The sequence below is a fragment of the Paenibacillus sp. GYB006 genome, from assembly GCF_036577645.1.
Classification (GTDB): Bacteria; Bacillota; Bacilli; order Paenibacillales; family Paenibacillaceae; genus Paenibacillus.
Genome location: NZ_JARBDA010000013.1, coordinates 57,361 through 76,526, shown reverse-complemented (window position 1 = coordinate 76,526; position 19,166 = coordinate 57,361). Strand labels below are relative to the sequence as shown.

General features: G+C 41.5%; 12 protein-coding genes. 9 read left to right on the top strand and 3 right to left on the bottom strand.

Annotated elements, in window-relative coordinates:
• Positions 1 to 428 precede the first annotated feature (428 nt).
• Positions 429 to 1,811, bottom strand: a complete 1,383-nt coding sequence (locus PV403_RS20420; protein ID WP_332085830.1) for a sensor domain-containing diguanylate cyclase — start codon at positions 1,809 to 1,811, stop codon at positions 429 to 431.
• 449 nt (positions 1,812 to 2,260) lie between these two features.
• Between PV403_RS20420 and PV403_RS20415 the strand changes: the two genes are divergently transcribed.
• The 6 genes from PV403_RS20415 (at position 2,261) to PV403_RS20390 (ending at position 8,246) form a co-directional block, all read left to right on the top strand.
• Entirely contained in the window at positions 2,261 to 2,962 is a 702-nt protein-coding gene (locus tag PV403_RS20415; RefSeq protein ID WP_332085829.1) for a response regulator transcription factor, read from the top strand.
• The gene (locus PV403_RS20410; protein ID WP_332085827.1) at positions 2,959 to 3,942 is read left to right on the top strand and encodes a sensor histidine kinase; all 984 of its coding nucleotides are present in this window, start codon (positions 2,959 to 2,961) and stop codon (positions 3,940 to 3,942) included. The genes PV403_RS20415 and PV403_RS20410 overlap by 4 nt, the downstream gene beginning before the upstream one ends.
• A gap of 100 nt (positions 3,943 to 4,042) precedes the next feature.
• Complete coding sequence (locus tag PV403_RS20405; protein WP_213535473.1) at positions 4,043 to 4,813, top strand: ABC transporter ATP-binding protein; 771 nt, start codon at positions 4,043 to 4,045, stop codon at positions 4,811 to 4,813.
• On the top strand, positions 4,788 to 6,725 hold the full coding sequence (locus tag PV403_RS20400) for an ABC transporter permease (RefSeq protein ID WP_213535474.1): 1,938 nt from the start codon (positions 4,788 to 4,790) through the stop codon (positions 6,723 to 6,725). The genes PV403_RS20405 and PV403_RS20400 overlap by 26 nt, the downstream gene beginning before the upstream one ends.
• Before the next feature lie 21 nt (positions 6,726 to 6,746).
• Entirely contained in the window at positions 6,747 to 7,358 is a 612-nt protein-coding gene (locus tag PV403_RS20395; RefSeq protein ID WP_213535475.1) for a DedA family protein, read from the top strand.
• Between the two features lie 36 nt (positions 7,359 to 7,394).
• The gene (locus tag PV403_RS20390) at positions 7,395 to 8,246 is read left to right on the top strand and encodes an undecaprenyl-diphosphate phosphatase (RefSeq protein WP_213535476.1); all 852 of its coding nucleotides are present in this window, start codon (positions 7,395 to 7,397) and stop codon (positions 8,244 to 8,246) included.
• A gap of 95 nt (positions 8,247 to 8,341) precedes the next feature.
• Here PV403_RS20390 and PV403_RS20385 read toward each other — a convergent pair whose 3' ends face one another.
• Positions 8,342 to 8,470: a hypothetical protein gene (locus PV403_RS20385; protein WP_283771318.1), complete on the bottom strand. Its 129-nt coding sequence runs from the start codon at positions 8,468 to 8,470 to the stop codon at positions 8,342 to 8,344.
• Between the two features lie 154 nt (positions 8,471 to 8,624).
• Here PV403_RS20385 and PV403_RS20380 point away from each other — a divergent pair, with 154 nt between their 5' ends.
• Entirely contained in the window at positions 8,625 to 9,335 is a 711-nt protein-coding gene (locus tag PV403_RS20380; protein ID WP_332085825.1) for a DUF3153 domain-containing protein, read from the top strand.
• Positions 9,336 to 9,434: 99 nt separating this feature from the next.
• On the opposite strand, the gene PV403_RS20375 is transcribed toward PV403_RS20380, so the two are convergent.
• A complete protein-coding gene (locus PV403_RS20375) occupies positions 9,435 to 10,214 on the bottom strand; it encodes a GTP pyrophosphokinase (protein ID WP_332085824.1) in 780 nt (259 codons plus the stop codon).
• Positions 10,215 to 10,466: 252 nt separating this feature from the next.
• On the opposite strand from PV403_RS20375, the gene PV403_RS20370 reads away from it, so the two are divergent.
• Both PV403_RS20370 and PV403_RS20365 read left to right on the top strand, forming a co-directional pair.
• Positions 10,467 to 17,177: a DUF7507 domain-containing protein gene (locus PV403_RS20370; protein WP_332085823.1), complete on the top strand. Its 6,711-nt coding sequence runs from the start codon at positions 10,467 to 10,469 to the stop codon at positions 17,175 to 17,177.
• Positions 17,174 to 18,892, top strand: coding sequence for a DUF11 domain-containing protein (locus tag PV403_RS20365; RefSeq protein ID WP_332085822.1), 1,719 nt, complete (start codon positions 17,174 to 17,176; stop codon positions 18,890 to 18,892). Before PV403_RS20370 ends, PV403_RS20365 begins: the two co-directional genes overlap by 4 nt.
• Positions 18,893 to 19,166 lie beyond the last annotated feature (274 nt).

Below are 19,166 nucleotides of genomic sequence, written 5' to 3'. Positions count from 1 at the left end.
CATCTCATTCTACTACAGCTATGATGAAGTGAATACCACACAAACATGATTTATGGCAAAAATTAGAGAAAATAAAAAGGAGGCTCTTCAGCCTCCCGCAATCTCAACATTTTACTTATTATAAATTTCAAAATCCATGTAAAGGTAAGTTAATCATTAGATCTGTGCTGAGCTCTTCCCTTAAGAGATCAGCACTCTAGGTGTATGATATCATCCTGCTAGTTAAACTTTTTTTCGAGCTCTGAGAGATCTGCTCCCTCTATAACATCTAATTACTTTTCGTATAAATCTATTCGTAGTGCTTAAGTTATTCTTTTACTTTCTAAGTTAATGATTTGTAAATTATTATAAATTAGGTGACAAATTCTTACTGTGACCTTTTTCACATTCATATGTCATGAAGTCCTCACGATTTATTAGAATTCATCCTATTGACTACGATCTTTGTTAATATAAAATCTGTTTTTACCCATCCTTTTTGCGATATATAGTCCAGCATCTGCACATTTATAAAGATCATCATAACTATTTATACTCCGATCTACATAGGCAACTCCGATACTCGTTGAAAACCCATAACGATCATAATAGCTGCTTAATTCCTGCCTGATCGTAACTAATAGAGCCACAAGTTTATCTGATAAAATATCTGCAGCGATATTCGAATGAATAAAAACAACAAATTCATCTCCGCCCATTCTCGCGACAATGTCGTTTTTTCTAAAATATGATTTCAAACAACCTGCAAATTTCTTTAATACGATATCTCCTTCCGGATGTCCTAGCTGATCATTCACCAATTTAAAGTTATCCAGATCAAAAATAAGCATCGTTCCTTGTCCTGGTTCATTTTCTAATGACGTTTTCACTTTCTTTTCTAGTCCTGCTCTGTTGCTAAGCAGAGTTAAAGGATCCATTTCAGCACCTTCTTGTGCAGCATGAAGTTCTTGCTCTATTTTCATTTTCAATTTCATATCCTCGGTTTTATCCATGATCATCCCGTAAAACTCATTTTCCTTATGAAAGGATATAATTCTGATATATCGATCGTTTTCTAGCTTTAAAATGTCTTCATCTGAATCAGATATCAATGAAGTAAGATATTTTTCAAACCCTTTAGGTGTCTTTGTTATCTCTTCCCACTCTTTATCATCCATCCCTAAGATAGAAGGTGTATTATCAGAGAAGAAATTCTGGTTTATGGAATATAGACACTCAAATACGGCCACATGGCTGCCGATGGCAGAAATCATTCTCGACATTCTTTCTCTTTTCGTTTTATAACTATCTTTCAAGTCATTTAGTACCGCTGTGATCTGCCGAAATTCTGTATTGTATTTTGTTTCAAAAGTAATATCCGTATTTCCAGCCATTAACTCTTTAATACTCGATTCAATGGATGAAATATCTTGTAAGACATATCGTCTAAGATAATACCTCACAATCATGATGACACTGATAAGGACAGCCAACATACCTGCCAAAAAGTAAGTAAGTTGTATTAGCATCGTCCTGTATACCGTGGCTGCCTCCACATAGGCGCCAAGGATCAACTTATCTGCATTTTTCGTTTTAAGAAACTTCTTCGTTCCATTGATTTTAATAAGTTTTCCATTGTTACTGTTACTCAGGATCGATACATATTCTTCTGTAGATTCCGCATCATCTATATTTATTTCTTGCTCATTATTTTGACTTATATCCATGATCTTGCCTGTATTCCCATCGATAACAAATACGGTTTGCTCATATAAAGTCGGTATATTCCTTATCTCGCTTTTCTTATATGAAACTTCGATTTGTTGAATCATCTCATCAAGTTCCTGAAATGTGATCTTACTTTCTGTGAAAAATATAATTCCCGCAAACGATGTGAATATGAACATAGATAAAACCACAAAAGTGAACCCTAATTTTTTAAGTATTATTTTCTCCATATTTACCTCACATACATCAGAACTACATAATGAATCGTTGTTTTGTTCTCCCTAAGATTGCCTATGCTATTTGATATTATGCCGCTCAGGACATCTGCCCTCTTACCAATAACCCATAGTTGATTCAGCATAAGTCGGTAATGATAGTGTAATATATCCATATTAATAATAGTGTAAAGATAACAACCATTACACTGCCACATATTAGCAATCATGTTATCCACGAGCACAGCAAGTATATTTAAGATTCACCTGTATTTTTTCTTCATTCCACAAAATTTGATACAATCAAGTAGATTACATTGCTCTGAAGGAGAATAAGCATGTTTAAAATATTCATCGTGGAGGATGACAGAACGTTAGTCACCTTGCTTGAGAAACGATTACATAAATTTGGTTTTGATACTTTCGCCGTCTCCCGCTTTGATACCGTTATGGAAGATTTTGAAGTTTTTCAGCCCCATCTTGTCCTGCTGGATGTGAATCTCCCTCGTTATGATGGATACTACTGGTGCAGACAAATTCGGAATCGCTCCACTTGCCCGATTGTATTTATATCCGCGAGAGAAAGTAAAATGGATCAAGTTATGGCTCTTGAAAACGGAGCGGATGACTATCTAACCAAACCTTTTGACTATGATATTGTCATTGCCAAGGTAAACAGCCACCTTCGCCGAGCATTCGGCTCGTATTCATCCCGTGAACAGGATCGGTCAATAACAGTGGCTGGTCTTACGCTGAATATGGAACGACTCGCTTTATTTTATCAAGAGGAGCGGCTCGACCTTAGTCATACTGAGGCAAAGATTATGGACGAATTCATGAAAAAACCGGGCCAAGTGGTATCCAGGGACCGGTTGCTTGAAAAGATTTGGGATGAACATACTTTTGTTGATGATAATACGCTCAATGTCTACATTACCCGAGTTCGAAAGAAGCTAAGTTCTTTAGGGCTGACAGATGCCGTAGAAACGATTCGCGGCTTAGGCTATAGACTGCGTTCAGAACTGGAAGAGAAGATATGAAAAAAGGGATCTTGCTGTTTTTAAGAGAACAAGTGCCATTACTATTTATTTATATGCTCCAGCTCGCGCTCATTTCATTCGTCTACTGGCTTGGGGGGATGCGTGATTCTTCCCTTACCCTATATGCGATCCTGCTTAGTACAAGTCTACTGATCACTTATTTGATCTATCGATACTATACGCATCGGCATTTTTACGAACGACTTGCCAGACCTAAGGCAGTCCCTGATGAACTAACCTATAGGTCTGAACATGCGCCGCTGGCCGAAAGCCTTCATAAGTTGTTACTTCATCAAGAGCGAAAACAAAAAACAGAGCTATTAAGCGTGAAGGAACAGCTGGACCAGCATATCTATTTTATCAATCAATGGGTTCATCAGATGAAGACCCCTCTATCTGTGATGCATCTATTAAATCAAGAACGAGATGATGAGTTGTCACATGGAATGGAGGATGAGTTAGATCGGATGCGAAAAGGTCTTGATATGGTGCTATATGCCGCAAGGCTGGATTCTTTTGAACATGATCTGCATATTGAAACGATATCTCTGCGGTCTCTCGTAAGAACCATTACCTCCGATCAGAAGAGACTGTTCATACGAAATCATGTATTCCCTGTGATTCAAATACCGAGTGACCTCAAGATTGTATCTGATGAAAAATGGCTTACATTTATCATCACTCAGCTGCTTACGAATAGTGTGAAATACAGCCGCCGAACGAATGGAAAAGTGTATTTTGACAGTTATGAGCAGGAACAACACACCATTCTTGAAGTGAAAGACCAAGGGATTGGCATTCCAAAACACGATATAGAGCGAGTTTTTGATCCTTTTTTTACGGGGGAAAACGGACGAACCGTACCTGAATCGACGGGCATGGGTCTCTATCTTGTAAAAGAGGTCTGTGAGAAACTGGGTCACAAAATTATGATTGAATCCGTACAAGGCGAAGGCACTTGTATCCGTCTCATTTTCTAGTCTTACAAATCTGTAAGTTAACTGTAAGAATGCAGGCTGGTAAGTTCATAGCAGAACTTATTATAATAAATAAGGTCAGGAGAAGGGTGGCAAAAGTGAAGTGTCGCTTCTTGAAGTAAGAAATGTATCAAAAATATATGAAGGTTCCATCGAGAATAAAGTACTCGACAACATTCGATTCCAGGTAAAAGACGGTGATTTCGTAGGCATTATGGGGCCATCGGGGAGTGGAAAAACAACATTACTGAATGCCATTGCTACGATCGACCCTCCTTCTTCCGGAGACATTAAGATTAGAGGTAACAATCCGTATCTGATGAATGCAAAAGAAATGGCGCTTTTCCGCAGGCGTGAACTCGGCTTTGTTTTTCAAGATTTCAACCTGCTGGACTCCCTTACCGTGGAAGAGAATGTCGTCTTGCCATTAACCCTTGATAACATTCCGCTCTCTACAATGAATTCTCGGCTAGAGGAGGTTATTCAGACCCTGGGAATTGAGCCCATCCGTCACCGCATGATTCATGAAATTTCAGGTGGACAAAGACAGCGTACCGCGATTGCGAGAGCGATGATTCATAACCCGTCCATTGTCCTGGCTGACGAGCCGACCGGGAACCTCGATTCCAAGTCGTCTAAAGATGTCATGATGATGCTGCAGCAAATGAATGAACAAGAGCATGCCACGATTCTAATGGTTACCCATGATGTAATGGCTGCCAGCTATTGTCAGCGAGTGATTTTCATCAAGGACGGAAAGTTATACAATGAAATATACCGAGGCGAAAACAGACAAGCTTTCTTCCAAAAAATCGTGGATATGTTAGCTTTACTAGGTGGAGATCGATATGACCTTACGACAGCTCGCCTTTAAGAATGTGGTTCGTAATAAACGAACCTATGCTGCTTATTTTTTAAGCAGTGCTTTCTCAGTAATGGTATTTTTTATTAATGCATTGCTGATTTACCATCCTGATATCAGGCGCGGATTAAGTTCAGAACTTGCCGTACAGGCTTTCGTTTTGGCAGAATGTATGGTGTTTCTGTTTTCCTTCTTGTTTGTACTGTATTCTGTACGCTCTTTTTTAACTTCTCGCAAAAAAGAGTTCGGAATCCTGTTAATGCATGGGATGACCCTTGCTCAGCTCGGAAAAGTCATATTCCTCGAAAATATGATCATCGGTTTGTCTGCAACCATGGCGGGTACAGCAGCTGGGGCACTGTTTGCCAAATTGTTTTTTCTCGCCAGTGCCAGGGCACTTGAGATTAGCTCTCTTCCGTTCTATTTATCATGGCAACCACTCATGCTGACCCTTTTTGCTTTTGTGTTCTTATTTCTGCTGATTTCTGCTTATACTTCGAGAATCGTACGTATAGCGAAACTCATTGATCTTTTTCAAGCAGCGGCTAAAAATAAAACAAAACCGGAAGGTTCACGGGGGCTTGCTTTACTAAGCTTGATTTTACTCGGTACAGGATATACACTAGCAGCCGGGTCGGATACGAACAGCATATATAACCGGGTAATTCCGGTAGTGATGATTACGATGGTTGGAACGTATCTGTTCTACTCTCATTTTAGTGTGATCATTCTTCAATGGATAAAAAGAAACCAAAAGCTTTCTCTCAGACGAACCCATTTAATCATGTTCTCTGGGCTTTCCTTGCGGATGAAAGAACACGCAAAACTATTCTTTATGGTGACGATGGTTTCAACGATCTCTTTTTGTTCGCTGGGTGTATTTGCTTCTATTAATGTGGTAACTGAGCTTTTTCTGGAGGATTATCCTGCTGCTGTCGGCTATGTATCCAAAGAAGGTAATTCATCAGAAGACGCCCATTTATCACGTATTACATCAGAGCTCAAAGACCGTAATATCCCCTACAAAAAGGATCGAATTCCGATAAAATACGCGGCGATTCATCCGGATGAGGACAACCAGGTATTCTCTTTCGAACTGCCCCTGATCTCTTTTTCAGATTATAAACAGGTAGTTCAGCTCGCCGGGTATGAATGGTCAGAGGAGTCTCCGGGCTATAATGAAGCTTACGTTCTCATCAGTTCACAGAATGACAAGAGCAAAATCAGACTGAAAGAGCGCAAAGAGTATACTCTGCTTGAGCCTGAAGTAACGATTCGAGAAACAGGCTACACCAAGCACGTGATTATCCCTGATAATCTGCTCGCAGACTTCGATGATAGCTTTGAAGCGCTCGTTATTCACGATGAGTTATTCGCGCAGATTGTCAACCCTGTTCGAGTCGATGTGTACACCGGTTTTTATGTAGAGCATTTTGAGCAGACCGCTTTTTTAGCAGATGTGCTTGTTGATCATGGACGAACACGTTATGACGCAGGAGAAACCTATGCGATGTCGGTCAGCGGTACGCTGTTTATTCTCAGAGAAAGTATGTATCGTATTCTTCTATTTATCGCGATGCTGCTTGCCGCTATTTTCTTCATTGCTGCAGGAAGTTTCTTATACTTCCGGCTCTATGCTGATCTGGATTATGATCGAAGACAGTATTTAACATTGATGAAAATGGGCCTCACTCCCAGAGAATTTCGAAACTGTGTAACCGGCCAGCTTGCATTTTTGTTTTTTGTGCCTACCGTGGTGGCAGTCATCCACAGCATTTTTGCATTTATTGCACTGCAAAGCTTGTTCTACTTATCCATAGCATCTAAAATGGGAGTTGTGCTTTTGTGTTTTGTACTTGCCCAGGTGCTGTATTTCTTTTTTATTCGTTTTCATTACTTACGAAATTTAAAAAAATCACTTTAACAAGATTTTAGGAGGTAGACCTTGGAGAACTGGATTACTAGTTTTATGGAGCAGTTTGGTTACATTGGTATTGCTCTCATTATTGCACTTGAGAACGTCTTTCCGCCGATTCCATCAGAGATCGTACTCCCCTTTGGCGGATTTATGACCACCTACACGTCCCTCACCGTATTTTGGGTTATCGTTGCTGCTACGATTGGTTCTGTCGTTGGTGCAGTTATTCTTTACGGTGTAGGTCTCTTACTTGATGTGGAGCGCTTGGAGAAGATCGTAGATCGTTGGGGACATATTCTGCGTATCAAGAAAGAAGATATCCGCAAAGCAGATGCCTGGTTTGATAAATACGGATATTGGACCGTGCTCTTTTGTCGTATGATCCCGCTGGTACGAAGTCTGATCTCTATTCCAGCTGGTATGTCCAATATGAAATTCGGATTATTCCTGGTGTATACCACAATCGGTACCTTAATCTGGAATACAATTCTGGTTCTGGTCGGAGCTACCCTCGGCAGCAACTGGCATGAAATCACTGATTTCATCGGTGTATACTCTAATTTCGCTTATGCGATTATCGCAATAGCAGGTATTGCCTTCCTGATCTGGTTTTTCAGACGCAACAAAAAAGCTAAATAATAGAAGCACCCTTTATAAAGGAGAAGTGACATCAACATGAATTTTATAGATTTACTAAAAACCATTATTCTTGGAATGGTGGAAGGATTAACCGAGTTTGCCCCGGTTTCATCTACGGGACATATGATCATTGTTGATGACATGTGGCTGAATTCAAAAGAATTTCTAACTCAATATGTGGCAAACACTTTTAAGGTAGTCATTCAATTAGGTTCCATTCTTGCTGTGGTCGTGGTATTCAAAGATCGTTTTATTAACTTGCTCGGACTCGATCGACTGTTCGGTAAGAAGAAACCTGCGATTCCAGAAGGACCTGGTCATAATCGACTGAAATTGTCCCAGGTTATTGTAGGGCTCATTCCTGCCGCTGTCCTCGGCGTGCTTTTTGAAGATTATATTGATGAGCATCTATTCTCCATTAACACGGTACTCATCGGACTAGTCATTGGTGCTTTCTTTATGATTGCTGCTGACTACTTTGCTCCCAAACAACCGAAGGTAGAAACCGTGGACCAAATGACCTATCGCCAAGCATTTTCGATCGGACTTATACAGTGTTTATCTTTGTGGCCTGGATTCTCACGCTCCGGCTCTACGATTTCTGGCGGTGTCCTTCTTGGCATGAGTCACCGGGCAGCGGCTGACTTTACTTTCATTATGGCCGTTCCCGTTATGTGTGGTGCAAGTTTCTTGTCTCTCCTAAAAAACTGGGAGTATTTCACAATGGATGCACTTCCTTATTTTATTGCAGGGTTCATTTCTGCATTTATCTTTGCCCTCATCTCGATCCGTTTCTTCCTGAAACTGATTAATCGAGTGAAATTGGTTCCATTTGCGATTTATCGCATTATTCTTGCAGCAGTTATCTATCTCGTATTTATTATGTAGTCAATCATCGTTTGTACCCTCTAAATAGAGGGTACAAAGAAGAGAGGAGCGACCGGATACCGGTCCTCCTCTCTTCTTTGCTTTTTGAGTTTGCCTTACGACTTACGGGAACTGAGCTGAATAATCATCAAGATGAGCACTAGCAGTTGGATGAGCAATTCTGCACTCATGCGATTCGCCTCCTGCACATAAGGATGCTCCTTCAGTACCAGATCCTCTCCCATTCGCTTGGCCTTATGTTGATGGCTTGCATTTACGTTTCCCGTTATATGTATATGACTGGGCCTTGCATCATATGTTTTATATTTTGTGATCTAATTTTATAAGCTGTCCTTATTTCACTCTCATTACATAGTAGAAAGGCTGATCTAACTAACCATGAAGAACCGAAAAAACAAGTGTTTACTTACCCTTATTATGTCCCTGTTGCTCCTATTCCTTCTCTCCGCCTGTGCCAAGGGAGAAGCACATGTAACCGTCCATACAGATGGCACGGCAGACGTGAATTTCAACCTGCAGGTTCAGAATCGCAATGTAAAATTCATAGGACAAAAGGAGCTTGTTCAGTCCATTGAGAAAGCTTTTGAAGACAATGGTTTTGTGACTAAGAACGGGCAATTCGAAGGTACAAGTGAGATTTCTGCTTCTAAGGAAGTGAAGATCAGTGGAGAGGACAGCAAACAAGAACTTCCTGAAAGCATCTCTTACTCTACCGTCACAGAGCAAGGTTTCTTTTTCACAAAACACAAGATTACTGTCGATGCGGATCTCATGTCTGCGATTCCTGACAATACATGGACTGAACATTTAACAGCGATCCCTAACTTCGTGCGCAATTTATTATTAAAAGATGTTGAACTGGATTTCAAGTTAACTTTGCCGATCAAACCAGAATCAAGTAATGCAGATACAGTGACTGCGGACGGCAAAACAATGACCTGGCATGTAGAACCTTTATCCGCTAACCATCTAGAACTCTCAGTGAACACACCTAATATTCAGAATATCATCATCACTGCCATTGCTAGTCTTCTCCTCCTTGGTGTTATGCTCTTTGTTGTCATTAGAAAAGTCCGGAAAAATAAATGAAATAAGAAATAAATAAAGAAGGCTGCCCTATTGTAGTTAACTCTACAGGGACAGCCTTTTTAGTATAAGAATAAATAGTACATTTACTAATTCTCTAAGTTACTTTTGATCTTTACGGAAAGAATCCGTTGCCTGATCAATAATTTCAAGAAATGCGGAAGGAAGCATAAACTGTTGATCACGAATGACAATTTTACGAAGATCTTCCTGATTGCTTTGTTCTTCTGCATCTTTAATCTCTTTAATATCGTGGTGTAATCGCTCCATTTTCAGATCCAGGCTGTTCGCCGTGTCAGCAGCGCTTTTGAGTTCCTTGAGCAGAGACTCTGGAACATCTTTTTTGTACTTGTAAAAAATCTTGTGTTCCAGACTGGCCCAAAAGTCCATCGCAATCGTCCGAATCTGAATCTCTACACATACATGCTCTACCCCATCCGATAGAAACACAGGTACTTCCACGATCAAATGCAAACTTTTATATCCATTTGGTTTGGGATGTTCAATGTAGTCTTTCACGCCAAGCACTTTAAGATCGCTTTGTTTTTGCATCATCTCACTAACTTTGTATATATCTGAAATAAAAGAGCAGGTAATTCGGAGACCCGCAATGTCTTTAATATGTTCTTTCACATTCTTCACTGAAATGGGAAGTCCCTTACGGTGTAATTTTTTCAAAATACTTTCCGGAGATTTCAATCTAGACTTCGTATGTTCAATCGGACTGTAATCATGAAAAGATTCAAATTCCTCTTTCAGAATATCAATTTTGGTCTCGATCTCATCAAGTGCAAATTTATAAACCATAATAAATCGGGTGATTTCATTTTTAATTCTCTTCACTTGTTCCATTTGATTCTGATGATTGACTAACTCGTTCATAAGCTAACTCATCCTTCCTTACTCTCAGGGCAATTATACTTCATCATATGGCTTTTCATAAAACTTCTAACTCTATTCCATTGTACATGAAGTGAAGGTTAAAATTCAAAACTGGATAATGCTGGTACAAAACTGACAATATTTTAGTATACCTAACATATCTTAAGTGTAACAGCATTTTTTTCGTTATTAATAGGTATTATGAAATGAATTTTATTTCATATCATAACCTTATATTTCTACTCCAAGGGGGTGTCTCTCATTCCTCTGGTTCTAAGGGCAACCTTTAACGCTACCGGCGGGATCACATTTACAGGGAATACACTAGGCTTAAGCCGATCTGCTGTCCAAGGTGTTCCAGGAGATTTAGACAGCATCGGTGCTTTTATAACGACAAACACAACTTCAAGATTTGGGACTTTCCCCCTGGGAACCACGAATAATTATGTAAACAATAGCTCTTCTGCTAATCTGGTGATGCCAACAGGAAGTACGGTTCTCTATGCGGAACTCATCTGGGGCGGTTCTTATATTAATGGTTCGGTTAATTTGTCGAGCGCAATTAATAACCCCGTGACTTTTATTACACCAACGGGAACAAACAGCGTTATTCCCGATCCCACCACATACAATGCATTTGATCTCGGAAATGGTGCGCAGGCCTATGTTAGATCTGCCAATGTAACGCCGCTTGTACAGCAAGCGGGTGCCGGGACATATACTACGGGAAGTGTGGTAGGAACGATCATTATCACCGGAGACAGTACAGCTAACCATGCAGGCTGGACCCTAGCCGTCATATATAACAACTCCTCACTCCCATTCCGGAACATGTCGCTAAGAGCAGGCGGTATTCTAGTAAGTGCATCCAATGCTACAACGATAACTGGATTTGCAACTCCAACTTCAGGACCGCTTGGGGGTCGCGCTTTATTCAGTGCACAGGAAGGAGATGCCAACCGGACGGGAGACTCTGCCCAGTTTGGACCGACTTCTGCTACACTTGTTTCTCTATCAGGGCCAAATAACTTTGCTAATAATTTCTTCGCATCCCAAATTAACAATGATGCTGGACTTATTAATACAACAGGGACATTCGGAACATTAAATCAAACAAATGGTGCACCTGGAACGAATATCATAGGCGGCAGACAGGGCTGGGATATTACAAATGTTGATATTTCGGCAAGACTAATCAATAATCAGTCTTCTGCAGTACTGAACCTCACCACTTCCGGTGATGTGTACATTATTAACGCGAATGCCATTCAGATCAATATCAATTCTCCTTCTATTAATGTCGTCAAAAGTGCTTCTGCAACAGGGTTAGTCTTAGGAGACACCTATACCTACACCGTTGTTGTATCGAATACCGGAACAGCTAATGCTGCAAGTGTCGTATTAACGGATGTCCTTCCTTCTGGCATTACCTTCGTACCTGGAAGTGTGGTTGTTGGAGGAACATCAAGACCAACCTACGATATACTTAGCGGTGTACCCATCGGAACGTTGAACTTGGGCAGTTCAGTAACCATTACATACAGAGCCACAGTCAGCTCTATTCCAACCAACCAGACCATCTCTAGTTCCGCTAATACTGCATTTACTTTCCAGAGTGTTGCCGGAGGCGCGACGATATCAGGTGTCATCCCCTCCAATAACTTATCGATACCAGTTTATGATCCACTATTCACTATAGTTAAGTCAGCAGACACAACAAATGCCACGGTAGGAGATACGGTGACTTATACGGCAACCATAGCTAACACGGGAAATATAGGAGCCGCTGTAAATTATCGCGATGTCATTCCTGCGGGTACAACATTTGTTCCTGGCAGCTTTCGAGTGAATGGAACAGTGATTTCCGGAGCAAATCCTGCTACTGGTGTGAATATAGGTGCTCTAGCTCTCGGCAGTACAACAAACGTTACTTTCCAAGTTCTTGTTAACTCACTCCCTGCACCGCCCACTCTAGTTAATCAAGGAAGTATTTCTTATACGTTTCAGCCACCTGATGGAAGAACAATCAGTGGGTCTGCCTTATCTAACACCTTATCGATCCCAGTAACCACGCCGAATGTGAGCGTTATAAAAACAGCAAATGTAACAGATACATCCGTAGGAGAAACGATCACATATACTTCCGTTATTACAAACAATGGTCTGACCACTCTACAAAATATCGTTTTCACAGATGCCAGCCCCGCAGGCACAAACTTTATTGCGGGAAGTTTTACTGTGGATGGTGTTATTCGACCTAATGCAAATCCCGCCAATAGTATTTCCATAGGAAGCTTGCAGAGCGGGAGAACAACTACTGTATCTTTTCAAGCGCTTGTAACTTCAGTCCCTTCGACAAGTCAGATTTCGAATCAATCGAGTATCTCATATGGTTCAGGCAGTTTTACAGGAAACGTTGTATCTAATATTGTTTCTACGCCTATATACGCGCCTAATATTTCCGCCTTAAAAAGCTTTAACGCTACAAGTACTGCCATTGGTAATCTACTTGAAGTTACACTACAGCTTACGAATACAGGAAACATAGGAGCTCAAGTTCAAATTACAGACAACATACCACCTGGAACAAGCTTTGTTACAGGAAGTGTGACACTAAATGGGGTACCAATTCCTACAGCAAATCCTGCACTTGGATTCTCCATTGGCACGCTTGGTGTGAATGTCACAAGCACGGTCACTTTCCAGCTTGAGGTCATTTCTTTGCCAACGCCGCAAACCATCACGAATACGGCAACGATCAATTACGTATATACATTACCTAGTGGCCGCACACAAAGTGGTTTTCTTACTTCTAATACCGTATCCATCCCTGTGTCAGCCCCCAATATTAGTTTGGATAAAATAGCAAATACGACTGAAGCCGCGATAGATGATATCATCACTTACAGTATTACAGTAAGTAACACCGGATCTGGAACCGTCAGCTCCATTATTTTAGCTGATCTCACGCCCGAAGGCACCTCCTTTGTAACCAGTTCAGTTCGTATTAATGGAGTTGCTGCAAGTACCGCAGTACCCTCTAGCGGGATTGCGATTGGTCCACTTGGGGCTCAATCCTCTGCCTTGATAACTTATCAGCTAAAAGTCATTTCTTTACCTGCTTCTGGAGCGATTGCAAATCAAGCTACTGCTGCATTTACAAGCGGATCATTCACGGGCTCCTCCACATCAAATACAGTGACGATTCCTGTCTATAACGCTGCGATTTCCCTTGTGAAAAGTACGAATACAACGCTGGCTACAGCTGGAGACACACTGACTTATACGATTCAAATCAGCAATTCGGGTAATACAGTTAGCTCTCTAACATTGAGTGATGTATTACCTCCCGAAGTCAGCTTTGTGACCAATAGTGTGGTAATTGGAGGTGTGCCTGCTCCAGGCGCCAACCCAGTGAGTGGTTTTTTGATTTCGGATGTACCTGCAGGTGGAATGACCGTTGTTACTTTCCTCGTAACGATAAATTCACTGCCTGCCTCGCAGAAAATCCTGAATCAGGCAACTGCTTTGTACTATTATCAAACTCCTTCTGGCCGTGTACTGTCTGGAAGCACTACATCTAACAGTGTTGTAATTCAGGTATCTGCTCCAAATGTATCGGTGGTCACAACCACTTCTACCGCTTTAGCTGTAGTAGGTGATAGAGTTACCTACACTACCACGATTACTAATCGTGGTCCCTCTTCGATCACCAATGTCATACTCAGCGATGGATTACCGCAGAACGTTTCTTTTGTACCCGGGAGTGTGCTGATCGGTGGAGTCCTTGCTCCAAATCGATCGCCTCTAACCGGCATTCCAATCGGCAGTCTAGCCCCAGGGGCAAGTGCTGTCGTTACATTTGAGGTGAATGTAACCATGGCTGTACCTTCACAGATTAATAACCAATCAACGGTTAGTTTTACATCAGGTGTTTTTTCAGGCACATCAACATCAAATCAAACACAGATTCCAATCACTCAACCGCAAATTTCACTCACCAAAACAGCGGATACAAACAATGCAACCGTAGGCGATACTGTGGTATATACAATAACGGCTGCAAACTCTGGAAATCTACCCGCTGCACTTATCGTTTCAGATACCATCCCTGCAGGAACTACCTTTACTCCAAACAGTGTTCTTGTTAATGGAATTTCCATACCTGGCGTTTCCATCATTGATGGAGTCAGTACAGGAATAATTGCAGCCGGTGCAACTTCAGTCCTCTCTTTTTCCGTTACGATTACATCGCTTCCATCACCACAGTTCATTACGAATCAAGCTTCGTCTACCTTTACGTTTACCACTCCTGATAATCGGACATTAACAGGAACCGCTTTATCCAACACGGTTAGTTTCCCTGTATCCTCACCAAATGTACTCGTTACCAAAACAAGTTCACTTGCTGATGTTTCCGTAGGTGATATTATCACGTTTACCGTAACGGTTACTAATCTTGGTATTGAAGATGTGCAAAATGTGCTTTTGTCAGATCCAATAACAGGGACGTCATTCATTCCTGGTAGCGTCACAATTAATGGCGGTCCGAATCCAACTGCTAATCCAACGGGTGGGATTAGTTTAGGCGGAATTGCAGCCTCAGCTTCTGCTACAGTCACATATAATGTAAGGGTTGATTCCGTACCAACTCCACCTGAAATCAGTAGTTCCGCATCTGTGAGTTTTACATCTGGAGTGTTTGCAGGTACAACCTTCTCTAATGCACCAATCATTCCTGTATATAACCCCGTTCTTACAGCTGTCAAATCTGCAAGCAAAATCAATGCTACTGTTGGTGATACACTCACTTACAGTATTACGGTAAGTAACACAGGTAATTTTGGTGCAAGCATCAATCTAACAGATACGATCCCTGCTGGCACCTCTTTTGTTCCAAATAGTGTATTAATCAACGGACTTCCATCACCTGGATCCGACCCTTCTCTAGGCATTGTATCGAGTAGTATTACCCCAGGGACCTCCAGTACAATTACCTTTTCTGTCGTCATCGATACGCTTCCGAGTCCGCAGTTCTTGAGTAATCAATCCTTTGTCAGTTACTCTTATACATTGCCATCAGGTAGAACGCTCGGCGGAAATGTGTCTTCTAACGTGTCTATAGTTACTGTTTCTGCTCCTAATGTGACAGCAGTTAAAATATCTTCATTAACGGCACTTACTGTTGGGGACGTCAATACGTATACCGTAACCATTGGAAACAGTGGAATCGAGACCGTGAATAATGTGATCATTACCGATGCGCTTCCCGCAGCAACCTCCTTTGTCAGCGGAAGCGTATATGTAGACGGAACCCAGCGCCCCACCGCCAATCCTTCTACAGGAGTGACAATCGGAAGTATAACTCCAGGGTCTACGGTCAACGTTACTTTTCAATATCGTATCAACTCAATACCTACGACCTCTTTGTCGCAAATTGAAAATCGCGCAATCGTAACCTTTACTTCGGGTACATTTTCAGGCAGTACATTCTCAAATACCGTGAGCACGCCGGTATACAGCCCTATTTTGTCAGCTGTTAAAACAGCAAATACCATTAATGCAACGGTCGGAGATACCGTAGTTTATTCGATTACGTATACGAATACAGGTAATTATGGCGGCAGCGTCGTTCTAACCGATCTCATTCCTGAAGGTACAACACTTATTCCGAACAGTGTCATTGTGAATGGCGCTCCAGTTCCCGGAGCAAATCCTGCAACAGGTATGTCCGTCGGTGTTATATCATCTACAGCCACCGTTTTGTTCTCCGTCGTCATTAATACGTTACCGGTCAGTCAACAATTAAGTAATCAAGCGACTACAACCTTCACTTATACGTTGCCTGATGGTAGAACACTGAATGGTTCTTTTGCCAGTAATTTATTGCAAATACCTGTTTCCTCCCCAAATATTACACTCGTGAAATCAGCCTCTGTAGCAACCGCAGTCGTTGGTGACACCTATACGTATCGTGTCATTGTTACGAATAACGGAATTGCGAATGTGAATAATGCTGTATTGTCCGATATTTTAGCAGCTGAAAGTACTTTTGTACCCGGAAGTGTTACCGTTGATGGAAATTCCCGAATAGACGCAAACCCAGCGGGCGGGATTAATCTAGGCACGATTGCACCAGGGAATGCAATGACCGTAACTTTTGACGTGAGAGTGAATACGCTGCCAAGTGCTCCTTACACCATTCAAAACCGTTCATCCGTCAGTTTTACCTCCGGTGCTTTTACAGGTGCTTCCTATTCCAACACAGTGAGCATCCCGATCTACCAGCCCATTTTTCAATTACTCAAAACAGCCGACTCGTCAAACGTGACCGTAGGCGATACCGTAACCTATTTCTTAAATTTGACGAACACAGGCAATTTACCGGGAATTGTAACTTTAACGGATGACTTACCTGATGGAGCCGTTTTGGTTCCAAATAGTGTACTCATCAATGGAGTTCCTCAGCCCGGGGTGAATCCGGAAACAGGGATTCCTGTTGGTAGTGTAGCTCCCGGATCGAATATCAATATCACCGTAACTTTACAGATCATCGTTGACACGCTTCCAGAATTACAACAACTGATCAATCAAGCATTTGGAACATTTACTTACGCACCCCCTGATGGTCGATTGCTCGGCGGCAATTTTAGTTCTAACCCGCTCGTGATTCCTGTCTCATCACCAAATGTAACGGTTGTAAAGACGACCTCCACAGGAGATGCTGTTGTTGGCGATACCATCACTTATACCGTAGTTATTACCAATAACGGAATCGTAGAAGTGGAGAATGTCGTTATGGTAGACCCCGTACCTGCCGGTACTGAATTTGTTCCTGAAAGTGTAATTGTGGATGGAAACGTTAGACCTAACGCCAATCCAAATACTGGAGTTACGGTTGGGACCATTCAGGAGGGAGCTTTCTCAACAATTACATTCCAAGTACAGGTCGTTACGATATGAATTCGCAGAATAGAAGGAATTATGTAGTAAACAATCAATCTTCTGTCCGTTTTGCATCAGGCCGTTTTGAAGGTGTGTCTTATTCCAATATGGTATCTATACCGCTAACAGGTGCTATTCTCACACTCAAAAAAAGTGCCTCTATGGAACAAGTGACACTCGACAGCATCGTTATGTATCAGCTTGAAATAGAGAATACAGGGAATGCCCCTGCGGAAGTTACGCTAATCGATACACTTCCGGAGGGCACCTCCTTTATTCCCAACAGCCTCTTGAAAGATGGTGTTCCTGTACCAGGCGCCAATCCGCAAGAGGGTCTGCAAATTGGGATCTTGCCGATCAACCAGAAAGTTACGATTCAGTTCCAGATCATTATAAGCAGCATTCCTGATTCTTTAACTCTTACCAACGTGGCCACAGCAAGCTTTACATTCCAAGCGATGGATGGTCGTCTCATTACAAAAGAGCTCATCTCTAATCCTGTCACCTTATTCGTATCTCCCTCTCAATTATCCATTTACTATTATGCCAATACGAATCAGACTTTTGAGGGAGATATCATTACTTTTTTTATACAAATCACGAATACAGGAAGAGAAGATATCAGAAATGCCGTAGTTAGCACCTTATTGTCGGATGACGAGGTGGCATTTGTTCCGGGCAGTGTGGTGATTGATGGTCTCCTCGCTCCTGATCTTGATCCATTCGCAGGTATTACAATACCTGTTGTTGCTGCAAACTCAACGACCCAAATATCGTATCAGGTGAGAATAGAGAAAAGGACAACTTCGACTCCTCTTACGAGTGTTGCAACGTTACTTTATCTCAATCAGGGAGAAGAAATTACAATTCGTTCAAACCCGGTGTCTATCTCTTATTTGTTACCGGTATTAACAATTTCCGTAAAGATAACGCCTGTTCAAGTAACCTATGAGGATACAGTTACTTATGAAGTACTTATCCAAAATGAAGGAGAGATTCCCGTAGAGGCAGTCTATGACTTACTTCAAGCCCCAGAGCTCAACCTGGTTCCGGGTACAGTAAAAGTAAACGGGATTCTACGACCTGAGGTTTCTTTAGCGACGGGACTTCCTTTAGGCACTTTAATTCCACACTCCAGCATATATATCACTTTTGAATCGAAAGTTTCTGTGATCCCTAACTCCATTGTTCCTACTGAAGAATGGGTTAACCGTTCACGGCTGACATACACATTTCGAATCAATGATGGAAGGTCGGTTCAACTGACAACGCTAGCTCTTACTCCTGTTTTTTTCTATGCTCCGCGCATACTGCTTCATGTTCTCACATCACCGAAATATGTGGAGCCAGGTGACGATATTCTATTTGAGATAACTATTCGGAATTCAGGAAATACGAAAGCAGATTTGTTGCTGCCCTTACCTGCTCCAGGTGTGTCTACCATTCTAAATGGCTCTATTCAGTGGTCTGATCATAAACGTGAGCTAACCGTGCTTGAGATGGAGCAGCAGACCGTGCAAATTACAGATATTCAGCCTGGGGAATTAGTCCAAATAATCTACACACTTCATGTGCAAGTGTTTCCACTCTTTAGACCTGCGCGGGAACGGGATGAATATGTGTTTTCTGACACGATCCAGGCCCTTTGCACTTATAACTTTAATGACCGTATACACTCCTTTGAAGTGGTATCTAATGTCTATGAAATTGTCTTTACTGAGCACGATGAATAAAAAAATCGAAAGGCCCAGCTGCATTATTTTAAGCAGCTGGGCCTCTTTTATCGTCTTTTTTAGTAAATTAGTCAGTATTCATATATCTATCATATTTCTGTTAATAAGGGATAAACAACACTCATGTTCACAAAGGTGAAATAAATTCGAGAAAAAGATAACGAAATTAGTAAAATCAGGTTGATAATTCATTCGCCCAATGTTAAAATTCGTTGTAGAGAAAGTAACATTTTCGTAATCATTGTTGTAACTAATTGTTATCATTAACATGAAT

Coding starts and splice junctions, on each gene's coding strand:
- PV403_RS20420 (WP_332085830.1), bottom strand. CDS start 1,811: ATGATTCAACAAATCGAAGTTTCATATAAGAAAAGCGAGATAAGGAAT.
- PV403_RS20415 (WP_332085829.1), top strand. CDS start 2,261: ATGTTTAAAATATTCATCGTGGAGGATGACAGAACGTTAGTCACCTTG.
- PV403_RS20410 (WP_332085827.1), top strand. CDS start 2,959: ATGAAAAAAGGGATCTTGCTGTTTTTAAGAGAACAAGTGCCATTACTA.
- PV403_RS20400 (WP_213535474.1), top strand. CDS start 4,788: ATGACCTTACGACAGCTCGCCTTTAAGAATGTGGTTCGTAATAAACGA.
- PV403_RS20390 (WP_213535476.1), top strand. CDS start 7,395: ATGAATTTTATAGATTTACTAAAAACCATTATTCTTGGAATGGTGGAA.
- PV403_RS20385 (WP_283771318.1), bottom strand. CDS start 8,470: ATGGGAGAGGATCTGGTACTGAAGGAGCATCCTTATGTGCAGGAGGCG.
- PV403_RS20380 (WP_332085825.1), top strand. CDS start 8,625: ATGAAGAACCGAAAAAACAAGTGTTTACTTACCCTTATTATGTCCCTG.
- PV403_RS20375 (WP_332085824.1), bottom strand. CDS start 10,214: ATGAACGAGTTAGTCAATCATCAGAATCAAATGGAACAAGTGAAGAGA.
- PV403_RS20365 (WP_332085822.1), top strand. CDS start 17,174: ATGAATTCGCAGAATAGAAGGAATTATGTAGTAAACAATCAATCTTCT.